Origin of the sequence: Acetobacterium paludosum (assembly GCF_008086595.1) — a bacterium.
GTDB classification, from domain to species: Bacteria; Bacillota; Clostridia; order Eubacteriales; family Eubacteriaceae; genus Acetobacterium; species Acetobacterium paludosum.
In genome coordinates this window covers 70,943-88,142 of the sequence record NZ_RXYA01000012.1, presented here as the reverse complement: position 1 = coordinate 88,142, position 17,200 = coordinate 70,943, and the positions used below count along the sequence as shown (strand labels likewise).

Here is a 17,200-nt window from a genome sequence, read left to right as displayed (position 1 = left end):
AGGAGTTTGAGCTAATCAATGAAACACCAAGAAGAACCGGAAAAAGACAACAGTGAGCGATGGATGCTCTCTTACCTGGATTTTATTACATTACTCTTTGTTTTTTTTGTACTTCTGTATTCCATGAGTAATGTCGACCAACAAAAATATGAAGCATTGGCAAAATCACTCAATTCTGCCCTGGCTGGTGATCAACAGAGTATTGCCGGCGCACAACAAGGCAGTCCTGAGGAAATGCTTGCCGGCATTACGACAACTGCGAACGACTCAACTGCTGATCAAGGAAATACAGTAGAAGAAGATCTTCAAAATATTGTTAATTTAGTAAACACGTTAATCACCGAAAAAGGTCTTCAAAATCAGGTTACCGTAAACATGGGTGATATCGGTGTCTGGATTACCTTTAAAGATTATGTCCTGTTTGATTCCGGAAGCACAGCGATAAAACCTGAAACGGTGAATATTTTAACCGATCTTGGAGGAATTTTGAAAACGGTGAACAATTATGTCCGAATCGAAGGTTATACTGATAATGTACCTATACAAAATAGCATCTACAGCAATAATTGGGATCTTTCTGTCATGCGTGCTTCGAAAGTTCTAGATCTAATTGTAACAAATTCCGGTTTCCCTTCAGAAAAGATCAGTGCCATCGGCTACGGGGAATATCGACCGGTGGCGACAAATGATACCGAAGACGGACGATCTAAAAACAGAAGAGTTGATATTGTCATCTTAAGAACAGATTTTAATGCCACTGAAGCAGTTCATTAGTTATCACACTGACTATATTTTCCCCTGAAATGTAAACACAGACTTCATTATACCTATACTATTGTAAATTGAAAGAGAGGCCCACTTTATGAGATTTGTACCGACATCTTGCTTGCGAGAAGGAATGACCCTGGGTAATAACCTTTGGGGTAAAAACGGAGAACTGGTACTGGCACAAGACGTTGTCCTGACACAAGAATATATCCGTAGAATCGGAAATCTTAATTATAATGGTATTTATGTTGAGGATGCTGTATCAAGAGATTTAGAAATTGCAAATATTATCGATGATCGTATTAAGGCTCATACTGTTAGTTGTGTTAAAGATGTATTCATTTGTGCTGAAAATACAACTACAATAACAAAGCAGAGCTTCACCGAAATGCAAAATCAAATTGAAACCATTGTTGACGAAATTTTGAATAATAAAAGTACCATGGTTAACATGATCGATTTAAAAGTTTTTGATGACTATACTTATTTTCATTCCGTCAACGTTGCCGTTCTATCAATTGTACTGGGTGTATCCATGGGTTTGAAAAAACAAGTATTGAGTGATCTTGGTATTGGTGCCATATTGCACGATATCGGGAAAATATTTGTTAATAAAGAGATTCTACTCAAAAACGGTGCACTAACCAATAATGAGTTTGGTGAGATTAAAAAACACAGTCAGTATGGTTATGACTATATAAAAAAAGAATTCAATATGAATCAGTCTTCCAAACTGGGAATTCTTGAACATCATGAAAAATATGAAGGCGGCGGCTATCCAAACAGTAAAATGGGCGAAAATATTTCATTGTTTGGCCGCATCATCGCCATTGCAGATGTTTATGATGCGATGACTTCCGACCGATCCTACCGAAAAGCAATTATACCTTCGGAAGTGATCGAGTACATTATGGGAAATTCCGAAATTCTTTTTGATCCAGAGCTGGTCAATATTTTCATTAAAAAAATCGCCCCCTATCCGACCGGAACTTGTGTGGAATTGAGCAATGGTTTATCCGGTATTGTCACCGAAAATTATGAAAACTACTGTATGAGACCTAAAATCAGGATTTATAAAAATGGAAATCAAGATGTTGAGATGTATGATATAAATTTAGCAGATAAACATTTTCTTAATGTGACCATCACCAAAGTGATTGAAATATAGAAAAAATACTAAATTGTTTCAATAACCCTAGGTAGAACTTGGGTTTTTTTATTTTACATTCTTTTAAATTACGGTAGAATCTTCGGAAACATAATCATACTATCTCAAAAAAGGAGTTATGATGACAGCACTCAATAATGATCCCCCTATTAATCGTAATAATTCACATAGCCTTCGTCAAATCATCCTTTTTCTTACCAGTCAAACCATTTCCCTGTTTGGCTCTTCTATCGTAGCCTATGCCATTATTTGGTATGTAACGCTAACGACTGCTTCCGGTTTTATGATGACTATTTCTACCCTGTGCAGTTTTCTCCCGCAAATTTTAGTGTCTCTTTTTGCCGGCGTCTGGGCTGACCGCTATCATCGAAAATACTTGATAATCCTGGCCGATGCCCTCATTTCCCTGGCAACACTCGTTCTGGCAATTCTTTTTTTTATGGGTTATCAGGAGCTCTGGCTGCTTTTTTTAGTTTCGGGCATTCGCTCATTTGGGGCCGGAATTCAAGCCCCAGCCGTTAATGCACTGATTCCTCAACTCGTTCCAGAAAATAAATTGATGAAAATCAATGGGATCAATGGCAGCATTCAATCCCTAACCTTTATTGTCGCTCCTGCCATTAGTGGCGGTTTACTTACTGTTTTTCCCCTTGAATATACTTTTCTGATTGATATCATCACTGCAATGATCGCCGTGGGAATTCTATTCTTCATTCCCATTCCCATTCATTCCAAAGCTTTGGAAAAAAGGGTAGCCTCAGTCCTGTCTGATTTAAAAGAAGGGCTGAATTTCATTCATCATGATCGATTTATTAAGACTCTTTTTATTTACTATGCCCTAATCATGTTTTTCATCACCCCGGCGGCTTTTTTAACACCGCTTCTCATTACCCGTCTTTACGGCGGTGAGATATGGCGTTTAACCCTCAATGAAGTTTTTTTCAGTGGCGGCACGATGTTTGGCGGAATCATCATCACCATCTGGGGCGGTTATAACCGTCGAATCAAGACTATTTCGGTCGGATCTTTCGTCTTCGGTCTCGCAATTGCGGCCATGGGATTAGCTCCAAATTTTATTCTCTATTTACTGTTTATTTTTGCATCTGGTTTAGCAATTCCGTTTTTCTCAGTACCAACTACCGTACTGTTGCAGGAACAGGTTGATGCTGATATTCAAGGACGTATTTTCAGCATTTTACAACTGATTGGTACCACGGCACTCCCTCTGGGTATGCTTATCTTCGGCCCCATGGCTGATTATATTCCCATTGAATTTTTGCTCATTATTACCGGAATTCTGACGACCTTATGCGGTTTTTCAATTATTAAAAACAAGTCGCTGGCAACCGAAAAGAATCGGTAAACTGAATTTTACGCTTTTCCCATTTCTCTCCATTTTGGCAAGGGAATAGCTGCCCCGATAACAGCACCGATCGTCATTGGAATAATTCCGTTAATCGGGAAACAAATAAGCAGCAGGAAGATAACTGCCATCGGCTTTCGCATAATCGTAGCTGTTAACGCGGCTGTCACAACTGCCACACAAAAAACAGGATCAATTGGAATCACAAAGGCACAGGCATAACCTATGGCAACCCCTGAAAAAATTGTTGGAAAGATATTACCACCGCGCCAGCCCATTTCAGCACAAATGTTTCCCATTAATAATTTCACTGCGCCAGTCAGGAGCAGCACGCCAAAACCGATACTCTGCCATGAGTTCATCACAACGGTCATTTGCTGTTCACCGGCAAACATGGTATATGGCAGAAATATCCCCACTCCGCCAAGAATCATTCCTCCCAGGATGGTTTTTAGGATGATATATTTATTTAAAGGCCTCACGATTACTTTCATAACCCGTTGGAAAACAAAATAGAGCATTCCGGCAATCACACCAATCAACGCCAAAGGAATGGCCGCCAGCCACTCACCTCCAGATACGCTCTCAATGGCCGGAAAGCGCCCTAAGCCCATGCCCCCTCCAAAGATACCAGTCAGTAGATTTAAAGCTCCAAAGCCCCCGAGGATCCCAACAAAATACATGAATATTTTTGTGTTTTTGGGAATCACAGTGGGTTTGGTTTCGTCCTCAATCTGATTCGCAAAAGCAAATAAAGGGGAACCAAATATGACTCCAACGGTAGCCGCCATCCCAATTTGAGCCAGCTCTTCAACCTCAGAAAAGATAAATTCAAATCGATCTGAAAACCAAAAACATAAACCCACAATCACACCGGTCAGCCCGGCTTCGGGTCCAATACTTCCTCCAAAAATCAAAGGTAATAAGGCGGCAACTGCCACAACCGGAATATTATTATATGGTACTTTATTGCCTTTTTTAACCTCAACCATAATTTCACTCATTTCATGAGGATACGGTCCAAATCGCTTTGACCAGATGCCGATGAGCGCCCCGCCGAGGGCACAAATAACAACCGGATAAAGGGTAAAATTTACATGACTTGGTACAAAATCCCAGACAAAGCCAATACCCAGATCCATAATATACAGCAATATCCATGTGACTCCGCCGACAACGCCGCCCAATAAAGCTACAAAGAAACTCATAATTAATATCTTTTTTAGTTTAATCCCCACAGCAACCTCCCGTTTTTAGTATTAAATATATTATATCTTTTCCATTTATTATAATCAATGGAATGGTTTAAGGATACTTTAATAAAAGCCTCCCCGGACTGCCGCAAAAATAAAAGACAAACCCCCAAATTCAGGTTTGTCTTTTTAATTTAACTATTCGTAATATATTTCATCAATGGCACATCCGGCCGGAACAATCGGATAAACGCCTTCTTCATTGGAAATTTTAATATGAACCAATAATGGGCCTTCTTTATCTTTAATTATTGTCAGAACATTTTTCAGTTCTTCCAAGTTGGTTACCTTATATCCAGGTATGCCACTGGCAGCCGCCAACATCAAATAATCGGTACATTGAACAATATCCGTTTGTGCATAGCGTTTTTCATTAAACAACTTTTGCCACTGGCGAACCATCCCCAAAGCTTCATTGTCAAAAAGGAAGATTTTTAGGGGGATTTGATACTTGCTCACGGTGATCAATTCCTGACAGTTCATGCGAAAACTGCCATCTCCGGCAATCAAAATGACATCGCTGTCAGGATTTGCCAGCTGAACGCCGATGGAGGCACCCAGACCAAAGCCCATGGTGCCTAGACCACCAGAGGTAACAAGCTGAGCCGGACGTTTGACGTTCCAATATTGGCCCACCCACATTTGATGTTGACCAACTTCAGTAACCACAAAGGCCTCCGGATAAGCAGCATTAATGGCATTAATAATACTTTTAGGATTATAATTGTCCTTTGGACAATACGGAATCGCCCAACTCTTAATTTTTTCATACCATTCCGGATAGGTCTTTTTCGCTATTCCTTTGGTAATCAAGGGCAGAACATCTTTAATATTTCCATGAATGGCAATGTCTGTTTTCACATTTTTTGCAAATTCCGTTGGATCTACATCAATGTGGATCAATTTTTTATTTCTTACAAAAGCCTCGCAGTTTCCAGTTACACGATCACTAAACCGGGCGCCAATACCAATCAGCAAATCCGAATTGATTACCGCCATATTGGTTTCCTGAAAACCATGCATGCCAACCATCCCCAGTGACAGATGATGATCTCTGGGAATACCGCCTAACCCCATCAGTGAATTTGCAACCGGTATCCCGGATTTTTCAGCAAAAGCCAACAGCTCTTGATGCGCTTTTGATTTTAAAACGCCCCCACCCGTATAAATCATGGGGTTTTTAGCCGCATTGATGGCCGCAATTGCTTCTTCAATTTTGGACTGATCAATTTCAGGATACACCGGTTTCAGTTTCGGAATGTCTTTCCATTCATATTCGGTTTTTGACGTGAATATATCTTTGGGGATATCAATAACAACCGGACCTGGCCGTCCGGATTGGGCAATCACAAATGCTTCCCGAATGGTTTCCGCTAAATCTGCAACATTAGTGACCAAATAATTATGCTTGGTAATCTGCATCGTGACACTGGTAATATCGATTTCCTGAAAAGAGTCCTTACCCAGAAGCGGAGTTGCCACCTGTCCGGTAATAACAACCAACGGCACGGAATCCATATAGGCATTGGCAATACCGGTCACAGCATTTGTTGCCCCCGGTCCGGAGGTTGTAATCGCAACCCCCACCGTGTCACTGGTTCTGGCATAGCCATCCGCTGCATGGACCCCATTTTGTTCATGACAGGGGCCAATTTCAGTAATATTATGATCCATTCGGTAAAAGGCATCAAACAAGGGAATAACAACCCCACCAGGAAATGAAAAGACATGCTTTATCCCTTGTTCTTCCAAACAACGAACGGTAATTTCTGATCCCATTAACAAATTTTTCTCTTCCAAATTTTCACTTCCTTCCTAATAACATTCATTTATAATTTGGTCTTATTTATTTTTCAAATACCGCGCCTGTTGATGCCGAGGTTACCAGTTTCCCGTAACGTGCCAGATAACCAGTTTTAATCTTTGGTTCAAGCGGTATCCAGGCGGCTTTACGTTTAGCCAGGACTTCATCACTCACATTCAATTTAATCGAACGGCCCGGTATATCAATGCTGATGCGATCACCTTCTTCAATAAGACCGATGACCCCGCCGGCGGCGGCTTCCGGAGAGACATGTCCAATACTGGCACCTCGGGTAGCACCAGAGAATCGACCGTCGGTAATCAATGCCACATCTTTATCTAAACCCATTCCGGCAATGGCGGATGTCGGAAATAACATTTCGCGCATTCCCGGACCGCCCTTAGGACCTTCATAACGGATGACGATGACGTCGCCCTTCTTGATTTTTCCGCCGCGAATCGCGGTCGTTGCATCCTCTTCTGAATTATAAACTCTTGCCGGACCTTCGTGGGTAAGCATTTCCGGTGCAACCGCTGCCTGTTTCACCACGCAGCCATCAGGTGCCATATTGCCAAATAATACAGCTAATCCACCTGTTTTACTGTAAGGATTATCCAAAGGATGAATGACATTCGGATTCTTAACCGTTACGCCAACAAGATTATCGGCGATGGTTTTTCCCGTCACGGTCAGGAGCGTGTCATCAATGAGATTCCCATCTGCCAGGGTCTTCATCATCCCCTGAATTCCCCCGGCATAATAAAGATCTTCAATATGATGATCTCCAGAAGGCGCGAGTTTGCATAAATGAGGCGTTTTTGCAGAAATTTCATTCACTTCCTGTAAATCAATAATGACTCCAGCTTCATTTGCAATCGCTGGTAAATGCAGAATACTGTTGGTCGAACCACCCATCGCCATATCACAGGTCAAAGCGTTTTTAAAATTGGCTTCCGTTAAAATATCTCGCGGTTTAATATCTCGTTTCAACAGCTCCATAACCTGAATTCCGGCCTTTTTTGCCAGCCGAATCCGCTCTGCAAAAACAGCTGGGATCGTTCCATTTCCAGGCAGTCCCATTCCCAATACTTCTGTGAGGCAATTCATGCTGTTGGCAGTAAACATGCCGGAACAGGAACCACATCCGGGACAAACTGAATCTTCAAACGACTTTAATCCGGCTTCATTAATTTTTCCGGCATTAAATGCGCCAACCGCTTCAAACGCCGTATTCAAATCCTGGTCTTTCTGTCCAAATGCTTTGCCTGTTAACATGGCTCCGCCACTGACAACAACGGCCGGAATATTTAACCGTGCCGCTGCCATGAGCATTCCCGGAATTATTTTATCACAATTAGGAATCAACACCAACGCATCTAAAGCATGGGCCGTCGCCATAACTTCGATGGAATCCGCAATGAGTTCTCGGGAAGCCAAAGAATACTTCATTCCGGAATGTCCCATGGCAATCCCGTCACAAACCGCTATTGAAGGAAATTCAATGGGCGTTCCGCCGCCCATTCGGACCCCTTCTTTAACCGCTTTGGTGATCGTATTGAGATGGATATGTCCGGGAACGATTTCATTGAATGAATTAACAACCCCAATCAGTGGTTGTTCCAATTCTTCATCAATATAACCCATGGCCTTAAATAATGAACGTTGCGGAGTCGTTTCTACTCCCTTTTTTACTTGATCACTTTTCATTTGATATCCTTTCTACACTGTTAAAAATATTGAGGCTTACATTGAAGCCTCCTTCACCTTATCGGTAAACTCAATTATCGATTAAAGAATTTTAAAAGCCATCGTTTATCAACCGATGCACCCAGCTCAAACAGACTGCGCCTGTCTGCCATGAGGCCACTCAACCTGATAAAGCAACAGCTTTTAAACTGGTCTTATTTGAATTTTTTATATTGTCCTAGAGATTTTCAATAATACGTTGACCCATTTCAACCGTTCCAACCTTTTTCATTCCTTCAGAATAAATATCCGCAGTACGATATCCTTGAGACAATGTTTTCTTTACCGCAGCTTCAATGAGATCTGCTTCTTCGGTTAAATCCAGAGAGAAACGCAGCATCATAGCCACGGAAATAATGGTCGCAATTGGATTGGCAATATCCTGACCGGCAATGTCGGGAGCTGAACCGTGGATCGGTTCATACATACCAAATTTTCCATCCGACAAACTGGCTGATGGCAGCATTCCGATTGAACCGGTAATCATGCTGGCTTCATCGGATAGAATATCGCCAAACAGATTGCTTGTTACGATAACGTCAAATTGCTTGGGATTGATGACTAATTGCATCGCAGCGTTATCTACATATAAATGATTCAACTCGACTTCCGGAAAATCTTTGGCAACTTCTAAAACAATGCTTCTCCAGAAACGAGAGACGCCAAGAACATTGGCTTTGTCGACATTGGTTACTTTTTTATGGCGTTTCATCGCAATTTCAAAAGCTTTTCGGGCAATCCGCAGCACTTCCGGTCTGGTATATTTCATAACATCCCAAGCGGCATTGTCACCGTCCTGGCCTTTTTCGCCAAAATAAATGCCTCCCGTCAATTCACGAACAACCATCAGGTCCAATTCATCGCCAACAATTTCTGGTTTTAATGGACAGGATGCCTTTAATTCTTCATACAGAATGGCCGGGCGCAGGTTTGCATAAAGACCCAGGGCTTTTCTTATTCCCAATAATCCGGCTTCAGGACGTTTGTCACCAGGAAGATTGTCCCATTTAGGACCTCCAAGTGCACCAAGTAAAACTGCATCGCTTGCTTTGCAGATATCAATCGTTTCCTGCGGTAATGGCGTGTCACAAGCATCAATGGCAACACCACCGGCAAGAACTTCAGTATAATCAAAGGAATGGTTGAATTTTTCGCCAATTTTGTCAAGTACTTTAGTACTTGCCCCAACAATTTCAGGACCAATTCCATCACCTGGGATAACAGCTATTTTATAATTCATATATAATTCTCCTATTTTCGTTTTTGATTGATTTTTTTCGTCTTTATTTTATAATTTTTTGTTAATGCTATTAACCAAACCGCCGACGGCAATCAGGTTTTGCATAAACTCAGGGAATGCCTGCCCCTGGAAGGTTTTGCTTTTCGTAACATTGGTAATGATCCCCGTAGCGAAATCCACTGCCACTTCATCACCGGCTTCAATATTAGCCACTGCTTCAGGACATTCCAAAATGGGCAACCCAATATTAATTGAATTTCGATAAAAAATGCGGGCAAAATCTGCAGCAATGACACAAGAAATCCCAGCTGTTTTAATGGCAAGGGGGGCGTGTTCTCGGGACGATCCACATCCGAAATTCTTATCTGCGACAATGATGTCCCCTTCTTTTACATTCTTGACAAAATCGGCATCGATATCTTCCATACAATGTTCAGCTAATTCTTTCGGGTCACTGGTATTAAGGTAACGTGCTGGAATAATGACGTCGGTATCAACATTATTTCCGTATCTGAATACTTTTCCTTTTGCTTTCATAATTTCTCCTTTTCCGATAATTCCGTTGGATCTGCAATCCGGCCTAAAATAGCAGAAGCTGCCGCTACCTCAGGATTTGCCAAATATACTTCTGAGTCCACATGACCCATCCGTCCAACAAAATTTCGGTTAGTGGTGGAAACACAACGTTCACCACTGGCAAGGATACCCATATGACCGCCTAAACAAGGTCCACAAGTTGGTGCACTCACCGTGGCTCCTGCTTCGACAAACGTTTTAAAATAGCCAAGTTCCATACACTGTAAATAAATTTTCTGGGTTGCTGGAATAATGATTGTGCGAATTCCTTTGGCCACCTTACGTCCTTCAAAAATCTTTGCGGCTTTCGCAAAATCTGACAATCGACCATTGGTACAAGATCCGATAACAACTTGATCAATATAAACAGGTTCAGTGATTTCATCTGTTGTCCTGGTGTTTTCAGGCAAATGAGGAAAAGCAACAGTGGGTTTAATCGTTGATAAATCAATTTCGATGATCTTATCGTATTCGGCATCGTCATCGGCTGCATAAACCGTGTATTCTTTCTGAGAATGCGCGGTTATATACTCAATGGTTTGCTCATCCACAATAAAGATGCCATTCTTCGCACCAGCTTCAATCGCCATGTTTGCAATGGTGAAACGATCATCCATCCTAAGATTTGCAATTCCTTCGCCAACAAATTCCATGGATTTGTAAAGAGCGCCGTCCACGCCAATCATGCCAATGATATGAAGAATTAAATCTTTACCTGAAACATACTTATTAAATTTTCCTTTGAGCACAAATTTTATTGCGGCGGGAACTTTAAACCAAGCTTTTCCCGTTGCCATGCCGGCCGCCATATCGGTGCTGCCGACACCGGTTGAAAAAGCTCCCAAGGCACCGTAAGTACAAGTATGGGAATCTGCACCGATTACCAAATCGCCGGCAACCACCAGTCCTTTTTCAGGAAGAAGTGCATGTTCCACGCCCATTTGGCCAATTTCAAAATAGTTTGTGATGTCATGTTTTTTCGCAAATAGTCTCATTTTTTTACATTGTTCTGCTGCTTTAATATCTTTATTTGGAGCAAAATGGTCTGGAACCAGCGCTATCTTATCGTTATCAAATACCGTTTCAGCATTGATACCTTCAAATACATCAATCGCTACTGGTGCTGTAATATCATTTCCCAACACCAGGTCCAAATCTGCCATGATTAAATCTCCTGGTTTTACCTCGTTCAACCCGGCATGGGCTGCTAATATTTTCTGAGTCATCGTCATTCCCAATGTCACTCATCTCCTTCTAATTTCGAAAAAATTGTTTCAATTTACATTAATTTATATTCTTTCAGCTTGCGTTCCATATCGTTTAAAAGTTTATACTCAATGGAATCAATAAGGGCGATCAGACTAGCCTCAATAACGTCCGTAGAAACACCGACATTTGTCCAGATATCGACGCCATCGGAACTTTCGATAAGGACCCGTACTTTTGAAGCAGTAGCTGCTTTCGAATCGATGACCCGAACTTTAAAGTCGGTCAACCGAACCTCGCTTATTTTGGGAAAAAATACTTCCAGAGCTTTTCTCAATGCCTTGTCCAAGGCATTCACCGGTCCATCACCTTCAGCTGCATTGATTTCGGATTGTCCATCAACATTGATTTTAACCACGGCCGAAGAACTGAGGCCTTCTTTCGTATGTGGCTGTTCGCCAATCGTTTTGAAGTCTTCCAGTGTGAAAAACGGTTTGTATTTACCAAGTTCCTTGCGAATCAAGAGTTTCACACTGCTTTCGGCTCCTTCAAATTGATAGCCCTGGTATTCCAATTCCTTAATTCGATCCATCACCCGAGTTGTTTCCTCAGACTTTTTGGTTAAGCTGGGATCCACTTCGTTAATTAGCTGAATAATGGTGCTCCGGCCGGAAACTTCAGACATTAATATCCGCCGTTCATTGCCAACTGATTCCGGGGGAACATGTTCAAAAGATGCCGGATTTTTCATGACGGCATCAATGTGCATTCCACCCTTGTGGGCAAAGGCGGATTTTCCAACAAAAGGTTCTCTTCCACTCAAAATATAATTTGAAATTTCGGCAATCCGGATCGCTGATGATGTCAGCTTTAAAAGTTCATCTTCGGCCAAGCAATTGTATCCCAGCTTCAATTGAAGATTCGGAATAATTGAGGATAAATTCGCATTTCCGCAACGTTCGCCATACCCAAGGAAAGTCCCCTGGACCTGTCTCGCACCGGCTTGAACCGCCATAAGGGAGTTGGCCACGGCCACTCCACTGTCATTATGACAATGAATGCCTAATGGGATATCCAGTTTCTTTCGCACGTCAGCAACGATCTCCTGAATCTCAACGGGAAGGGTTCCGCCATTGGTATCACACAAGGCCAGACAATCGGCTCCACCTGCCTGCGCCGCCAATAGTGATTCAATCGCATAAACGGGATCGTTTTTGTATCCATCAAAGAAATGCTCAGCATCAAAGGTCACATCTTTGCCCTTTGCCTTAAGATAAGCCATTGTTTCTTCGATCATCAGAAGATTTTCTTCTAGTGTTGTTTTAATAATATCGGTAATGTGAAACGTCCAGCTCTTCCCAAAAATTGCCACTGCCGGGGTTTGGGTTTCCAGTATCGCCTTTAGATTTGCATCGTCTTCAACCGCAATGCCACCGCGACGGGTGCTGCCAAAAGCAACCAGTTTGGCATGTTGCAATTGCATCCCTTTGATACGATTGAAAAATTCTATATCTTTTGGATTGGAACCGGGATTGCCGGCTTCAATATAATCTACCCCAATTTTATCCAGGGTTTCCATAACTCGAATTTTGTCTTCAACAGAAAAAGAAATCCCTTCTGCCTGGGCGCCGTCTCTCAGTGTTGAGTCGAAGATTAATATTTTTTCAGACATTCCAATCCTCCTTTATCAGGCATTTGAACGATTTTGATCTTCGGTTTCTTTAATATACAGCATTTGATTGACTGCATCGACATAAGCTTTTAAACTGGCATCAATAATATCCGTACTTAAACCCCGGCCATGATAAACATGGGTACCGTCAGATATTTTTACATGCGCTTCGCCCTGAGCATCGGTACCATCGGTAACCGCCTCAACGCCATAATCAATTAATGTCAGCTCATACTCCACCAATTCGCTGATGGCTTTAAATCCAGCACTGATGGGGCCATCTGCCAAAGAAACCCCTTCTATTAAGTTGCCATTTTTCCTTAATCGAATGGTTGCAGCTGTTGAAATAGTATTTCCGGTACTGATAATGAAACGATCGAGAGAATAGACTTCTGGAATAGCCAACTGTTTTTGTTCCACTAAGGCTAAGATATCTTTATCCGAAATATCTTTTTTCTTATCCGCTAAAACTTTAAACTGTTCAAAAATCTCGATCACTTCTTCAGCTGTAAAATTGTTGTATCCCAAAGAATCCAGTTTTTCGACAAAAGCATGCTTTCCGGAATGCTTGCCTAAGACCATTTTTGTTTCTTTTAAGCCAATCGATTCCGGTGTCATAATTTCATAAGTTTCCTTATTGGCCATCATACCATGTTGATGAATTCCGGCTTCATGAGCAAAAGCATTTTCTCCGACAATCGCTTTATTGGGTTGAACTTTTACTCCAGTTAATTTGGTTAACAATCGACTGGAACGATAAATCTCAGTCGTTTTAATGTTTGTTTCGACCTGGTAAATATCTTTACGCGTTTTTAACGCCATGACGATTTCTTCCAACGCTGCATTTCCTGCCCGTTCGCCAATCCCATTCACCGTACATTCAACCTGTCCGGCGCCTGCCTGGATTGCCGCTAACGTATTTGCGACACCCAAACCCAAGTCATTATGGACATGGACCGAAATTGTCGCTTTATCGATGTTTGGCACATTGTTTCGAATACCTTCAATAAACTTAAAATGTTCCTCAGGAGTTGCATAACCCACTGTATCAGGGACATTAACAATTGTCACGCCTTCATTAATTACGCCTTCCAATATCCGATACAAAAATTCCGGACGAGTCCGGGAGGCATCTTCCGCTGAAAATTCAATCTCACCAAAAATATTTCTGGCAAATCGTGCCATTGCGATGGCCTGTGCCAATACTTCCTCAGGAGACATTCGCAGCTTGTACTCCATGTGTATATCTGACGTTGCCAGAAAATAATGAAGTCTCGGATTGGCAGCTCCTTTTAGGGCTTCGTGAGCTGCCGTAATGTCTTTTTCTGTGCTTCTTGCCAAACTTGCAATTGTCACATCTCTTATTTCGTTGGCAACCAGTTTTACGGATTCAAAATCACCGGGAGAAGCAATGGCAAAACCCGCTTCTATGATATCAACATTAAGACGTTCGAGTTGTTTTGCCATCTCTAATTTTTCTTTTAAGTTCATGCTACAGCCTGGCGATTGTTCCCCATCCCGAAGGGTGGTATCAAATATTTTAATTGTTCTGCTCATTGCATCTCCTCCTATTATTTAAAAATAATGATTTATTTTATGTTTTAAAAAAGGGCAGAAGGTCTTCTGCCCTGATCATGTGAAAAATTATAAATTTAATCGGTCTGAGTTATTTTTTGATCCAGGACATCATCGTTCTTAAATCTGCTCCAACTTTTTCGACCTGTGTTTCGCTTCCGATTCGACGTTTTGCATTGAAATATGGACGACCGACCTGGTTTTCAAGAAGCCAGTTTCGTGCAAATGTACCATCTTGAATATCGTTTAGAACACCCTTCATTGCTTTTTTAGTTTCATCGGTAATGATCTTATCTCCGGTAATATAGTCACCATATTCAGCCGTATCACTGATAGAATAACGCATGAAGCTAAATCCGCCGCTATTGATTAAATCAACGATTAATTTCATTTCATGAACACATTCAAAGTAAGCACTTTCAGGTTGGTAGCCAGCTTCAACTAATGTATCAAAGCCAGCTTTCATTAAGGCAGTTACCCCACCGCAAAGAACCGCTTGTTCACCGAATAGATCAGTTTCCGTTTCTTCTTTAAAGGTTGTTTCCAGGATACCGGCACGGCCTCCGCCGATTCCTGAAGCATATGCTAATCCGATATCATGTGTATTTCCATCGGGATCTTGCTGCACAGCAATTAAGTTTGGAACCCCTTTGCCTTCTTGATATTGACTTCTTACCGTGTGACCTGGTCCTTTTGGTGCAATCATAAAGACATTGACATCTGCTGGTGGTTTGATTTGTCCATAATGAATGTTGAAGCCATGAGCAAATGCCAGATAATTTCCTGCTTCAAGGTTTGGTAAAATACTCTCTTTGTAAATACTGGCTTGTTTTTCATCGGGAAGAAGAATCATAATGATATCTGCAACTTTAGCAGCTTCTTCAGATGTCAGGACTTTTAACCCATCAGCTTCTGCTTTTGGCCAGGACTTGCTACCTTTATAAAGACCGACAACGACATTTACCCCAGAATCTTTTAAATTCTGCGCGTGTGCATGTCCCTGACTTCCATATCCAATTATCGCAACAGTTTTTCCATCTAATAATCCAAGATTACAATCCACATCATAAAACATTTTTGCCATTTGTTAATTTCCTCCTAAATTTTTAATCTTTCTTAATTTATATAAATCCACTTTTAAAGTGATTATTATATACAACGGATACCATGATTGGCTTAAAAATAGTACCATAGATTTGGATGAAACGTCTACGAGATTCACAGTCCATAAGGTGACCGTTCACCCTGTATTAGTTTCATTAGCCAAATCATAGATTTGGATGAAACGTCAAAAAATCCGCCTCTGTTATAACAGAGGCGGATATATTATCCACGGTACCACTCTAAGTATGAAATAGCCTCACAGCTATTCCCTCTTCTGGTCTGAACGCATAGCGCGAACCTAACCATAGTCATTTAACGCTGACTTTCCAAAAAGGATTACGGCCTTCCCTACTAATTTGGTAAATTTTCAGGTTGGCAGCTCGCAAGCGAGTATTACATACCATTGAATTATTGGAATTACACCAGTCTCCAACTCTCTTAAAAACAATATTTGGTATCTTTCTCTTGGTCATCGCCGTTGTTTTATTTGTTTACTTTGCTTATCTTTTTGTCATTATATCTATTTCTATTATCTTTGTCAATCACTAAATAGGAAAGAAATCATGATATCGATTTCTAGTTTTAAACTTCTATAATTTCGTATTCTTTGCTTCCCAATCCTAATTTAACTGCATGGTCGATGCATACTTTCCAGTCAGTTCCCGGATGGGTCAAAGCAAAACAGTCTTCTTCCCTCGAATCACTCACATGCTGCTGATGAATCTGCTCGTCTAAATAGCTGCCACTGATAATCGGAGCTTTATTACAGGCATCAGCACATGCAACATCCAGCGCAACAGGATCAATGGATGCAAAAATACCAACATCCTGAATAATTGGCAAATCATTTTCAACATGACAATCACAGTTGGGTGAAACATCCATCACAAAACTAATATGAAACTGCGGACGGCCAGCGACAACGGCCTTGGTGTATTCGGCGATTTTTTTTGTGAGTATCTCTCTGCTTTCATCAAATTTCGGTGAAATTGCATCAAAGGGACAAATACCCACACAACGTCCACACCCAACACAAAGATCAGGATTGATACTTGCTTTACCTTCATCACCGCCATATGATATTGCTTTCATTGCACAGATTTTCGAACACATCTCGCAGCTGCGACATTTCTTTTCTTTAACATAAGGTTTGCTGGACGAATGCATTTCCATCTTTCCACGCCGAGATCCCGAACCCATTCCAATATTTTTCAGAGTTCCTCCAAAACCGGTATCTTCATGCCCCTTAAAGTGAGTCATGGAAATGATGATGTCCGCATCCATAATGGCCCGACCGATTTTCGCATTTTCAACATAATCTCCGTCCTCTACCGGTACCTCAATATCATCTGTTCCCTTTAAACCATCTGCAATTATCACATGGCAACCGGTCACAAACGGATTATAGCCGTTTTCATAGGCGGCGTCCAGGTGTTCCAAAGCGTTCTTTCGACGACCGACATAGAGGGTATTACAATCGGTTAAAAATGGATTTCCGCCGGCTTCTTTAATCAGATCAACAATTACCTTCGCGTAATTTGGTCTTAAGTAAGCGAGATTTCCCGGTTCGCCCAAATGGATTTTAATGGCGGCAAATTTATTTTCGAAATCAATCGTTGCTAATCCTGCCTCCAACACAAGGTTTTTCAGTTTCTGCAAAATATTGTTTGCCCCAGTCGTTCGAAATGTTGTAAAGTAAACTTTTGATTTTTGATTCATGTGTGT

Annotated in this window: 13 protein-coding genes and 1 other annotated feature; of the genes, 3 read left to right on the top strand and 10 right to left on the bottom strand. The window is 41.4% G+C overall.

Features of this window, described 5'->3' with window-relative positions; translation table 11 throughout:
- Positions 1-18: 18 nt before the first annotated feature.
- The 3 genes from FZC41_RS12615 to FZC41_RS12605 all read left to right on the top strand — a co-directional run bounded on the left by FZC41_RS12615 (position 19) and on the right by FZC41_RS12605 (position 3,299).
- Entirely contained in the window at positions 19-774 is a 756-nt protein-coding gene (locus FZC41_RS12615) for a flagellar motor protein MotB (RefSeq protein ID WP_148567765.1), read from the top strand.
- An 88-nt stretch (positions 775-862) separates the two neighbouring features.
- Positions 863-1,936 (top strand): HD-GYP domain-containing protein, encoded by a 1,074-nt coding sequence (locus FZC41_RS12610; RefSeq protein ID WP_148567764.1) that lies wholly within the window; start codon positions 863-865, stop codon positions 1,934-1,936.
- A 118-nt stretch (positions 1,937-2,054) separates the two neighbouring features.
- Positions 2,055-3,299 (top strand): MFS transporter, encoded by a 1,245-nt coding sequence (locus FZC41_RS12605; RefSeq protein ID WP_243136717.1) that lies wholly within the window; start codon positions 2,055-2,057, stop codon positions 3,297-3,299.
- Between the two features lie 8 nt (positions 3,300-3,307).
- Here FZC41_RS12605 and FZC41_RS12600 read toward each other — a convergent pair whose 3' ends face one another.
- From FZC41_RS12600 to FZC41_RS12555, 10 genes are all read right to left on the bottom strand, one after another.
- The gene (locus tag FZC41_RS12600; protein ID WP_243136716.1) at positions 3,308-4,537 is read right to left on the bottom strand and encodes a chloride channel protein; all 1,230 of its coding nucleotides are present in this window, start codon (positions 4,535-4,537) and stop codon (positions 3,308-3,310) included.
- Between the two features lie 153 nt (positions 4,538-4,690).
- Complete coding sequence (gene ilvB / locus FZC41_RS12595) at positions 4,691-6,352, bottom strand: biosynthetic-type acetolactate synthase large subunit (RefSeq protein ID WP_148567762.1); 1,662 nt, start codon at positions 6,350-6,352, stop codon at positions 4,691-4,693.
- Positions 6,353-6,398: 46 nt separating this feature from the next.
- Positions 6,399-8,063, bottom strand: a complete 1,665-nt coding sequence (ilvD, locus tag FZC41_RS12590) for a dihydroxy-acid dehydratase (protein WP_148567761.1) — start codon at positions 8,061-8,063, stop codon at positions 6,399-6,401.
- Between the two features lie 217 nt (positions 8,064-8,280).
- Positions 8,281-9,342, bottom strand: a complete 1,062-nt coding sequence (leuB, locus tag FZC41_RS12585; RefSeq protein ID WP_148567760.1) for a 3-isopropylmalate dehydrogenase — start codon at positions 9,340-9,342, stop codon at positions 8,281-8,283.
- A gap of 48 nt (positions 9,343-9,390) precedes the next feature.
- Complete coding sequence (gene leuD, locus FZC41_RS12580) at positions 9,391-9,879, bottom strand: 3-isopropylmalate dehydratase small subunit (protein WP_148567759.1); 489 nt, start codon at positions 9,877-9,879, stop codon at positions 9,391-9,393.
- Positions 9,876-11,156, bottom strand: coding sequence for a 3-isopropylmalate dehydratase large subunit (gene leuC, locus FZC41_RS12575; protein WP_148567829.1), 1,281 nt, complete (start codon positions 11,154-11,156; stop codon positions 9,876-9,878). Before leuC ends, leuD begins: the two co-directional genes overlap by 4 nt.
- A gap of 41 nt (positions 11,157-11,197) precedes the next feature.
- Positions 11,198-12,796, bottom strand: a complete 1,599-nt coding sequence (gene cimA / locus FZC41_RS12570) for a citramalate synthase (protein WP_148567758.1) — start codon at positions 12,794-12,796, stop codon at positions 11,198-11,200.
- Positions 12,797-12,811: 15 nt separating this feature from the next.
- A complete protein-coding gene (locus FZC41_RS12565) occupies positions 12,812-14,353 on the bottom strand; it encodes a 2-isopropylmalate synthase (RefSeq protein WP_148567757.1) in 1,542 nt (513 codons plus the stop codon).
- Between the two features lie 109 nt (positions 14,354-14,462).
- Complete coding sequence (gene ilvC, locus FZC41_RS12560; protein ID WP_148567756.1) at positions 14,463-15,455, bottom strand: ketol-acid reductoisomerase; 993 nt, start codon at positions 15,453-15,455, stop codon at positions 14,463-14,465.
- A 226-nt stretch (positions 15,456-15,681) separates the two neighbouring features.
- Positions 15,682-15,957: a binding site (T-box leader), on the bottom strand.
- A 100-nt stretch (positions 15,958-16,057) separates the two neighbouring features.
- Positions 16,058-17,194 carry a DUF362 domain-containing protein gene (locus FZC41_RS12555; RefSeq protein ID WP_148567755.1) on the bottom strand — a complete coding sequence of 379 codons (1,137 nt, stop codon included), beginning with the start codon at positions 17,192-17,194 and terminating at the stop codon, positions 16,058-16,060.
- Positions 17,195-17,200: the final 6 nt, after the last annotated feature.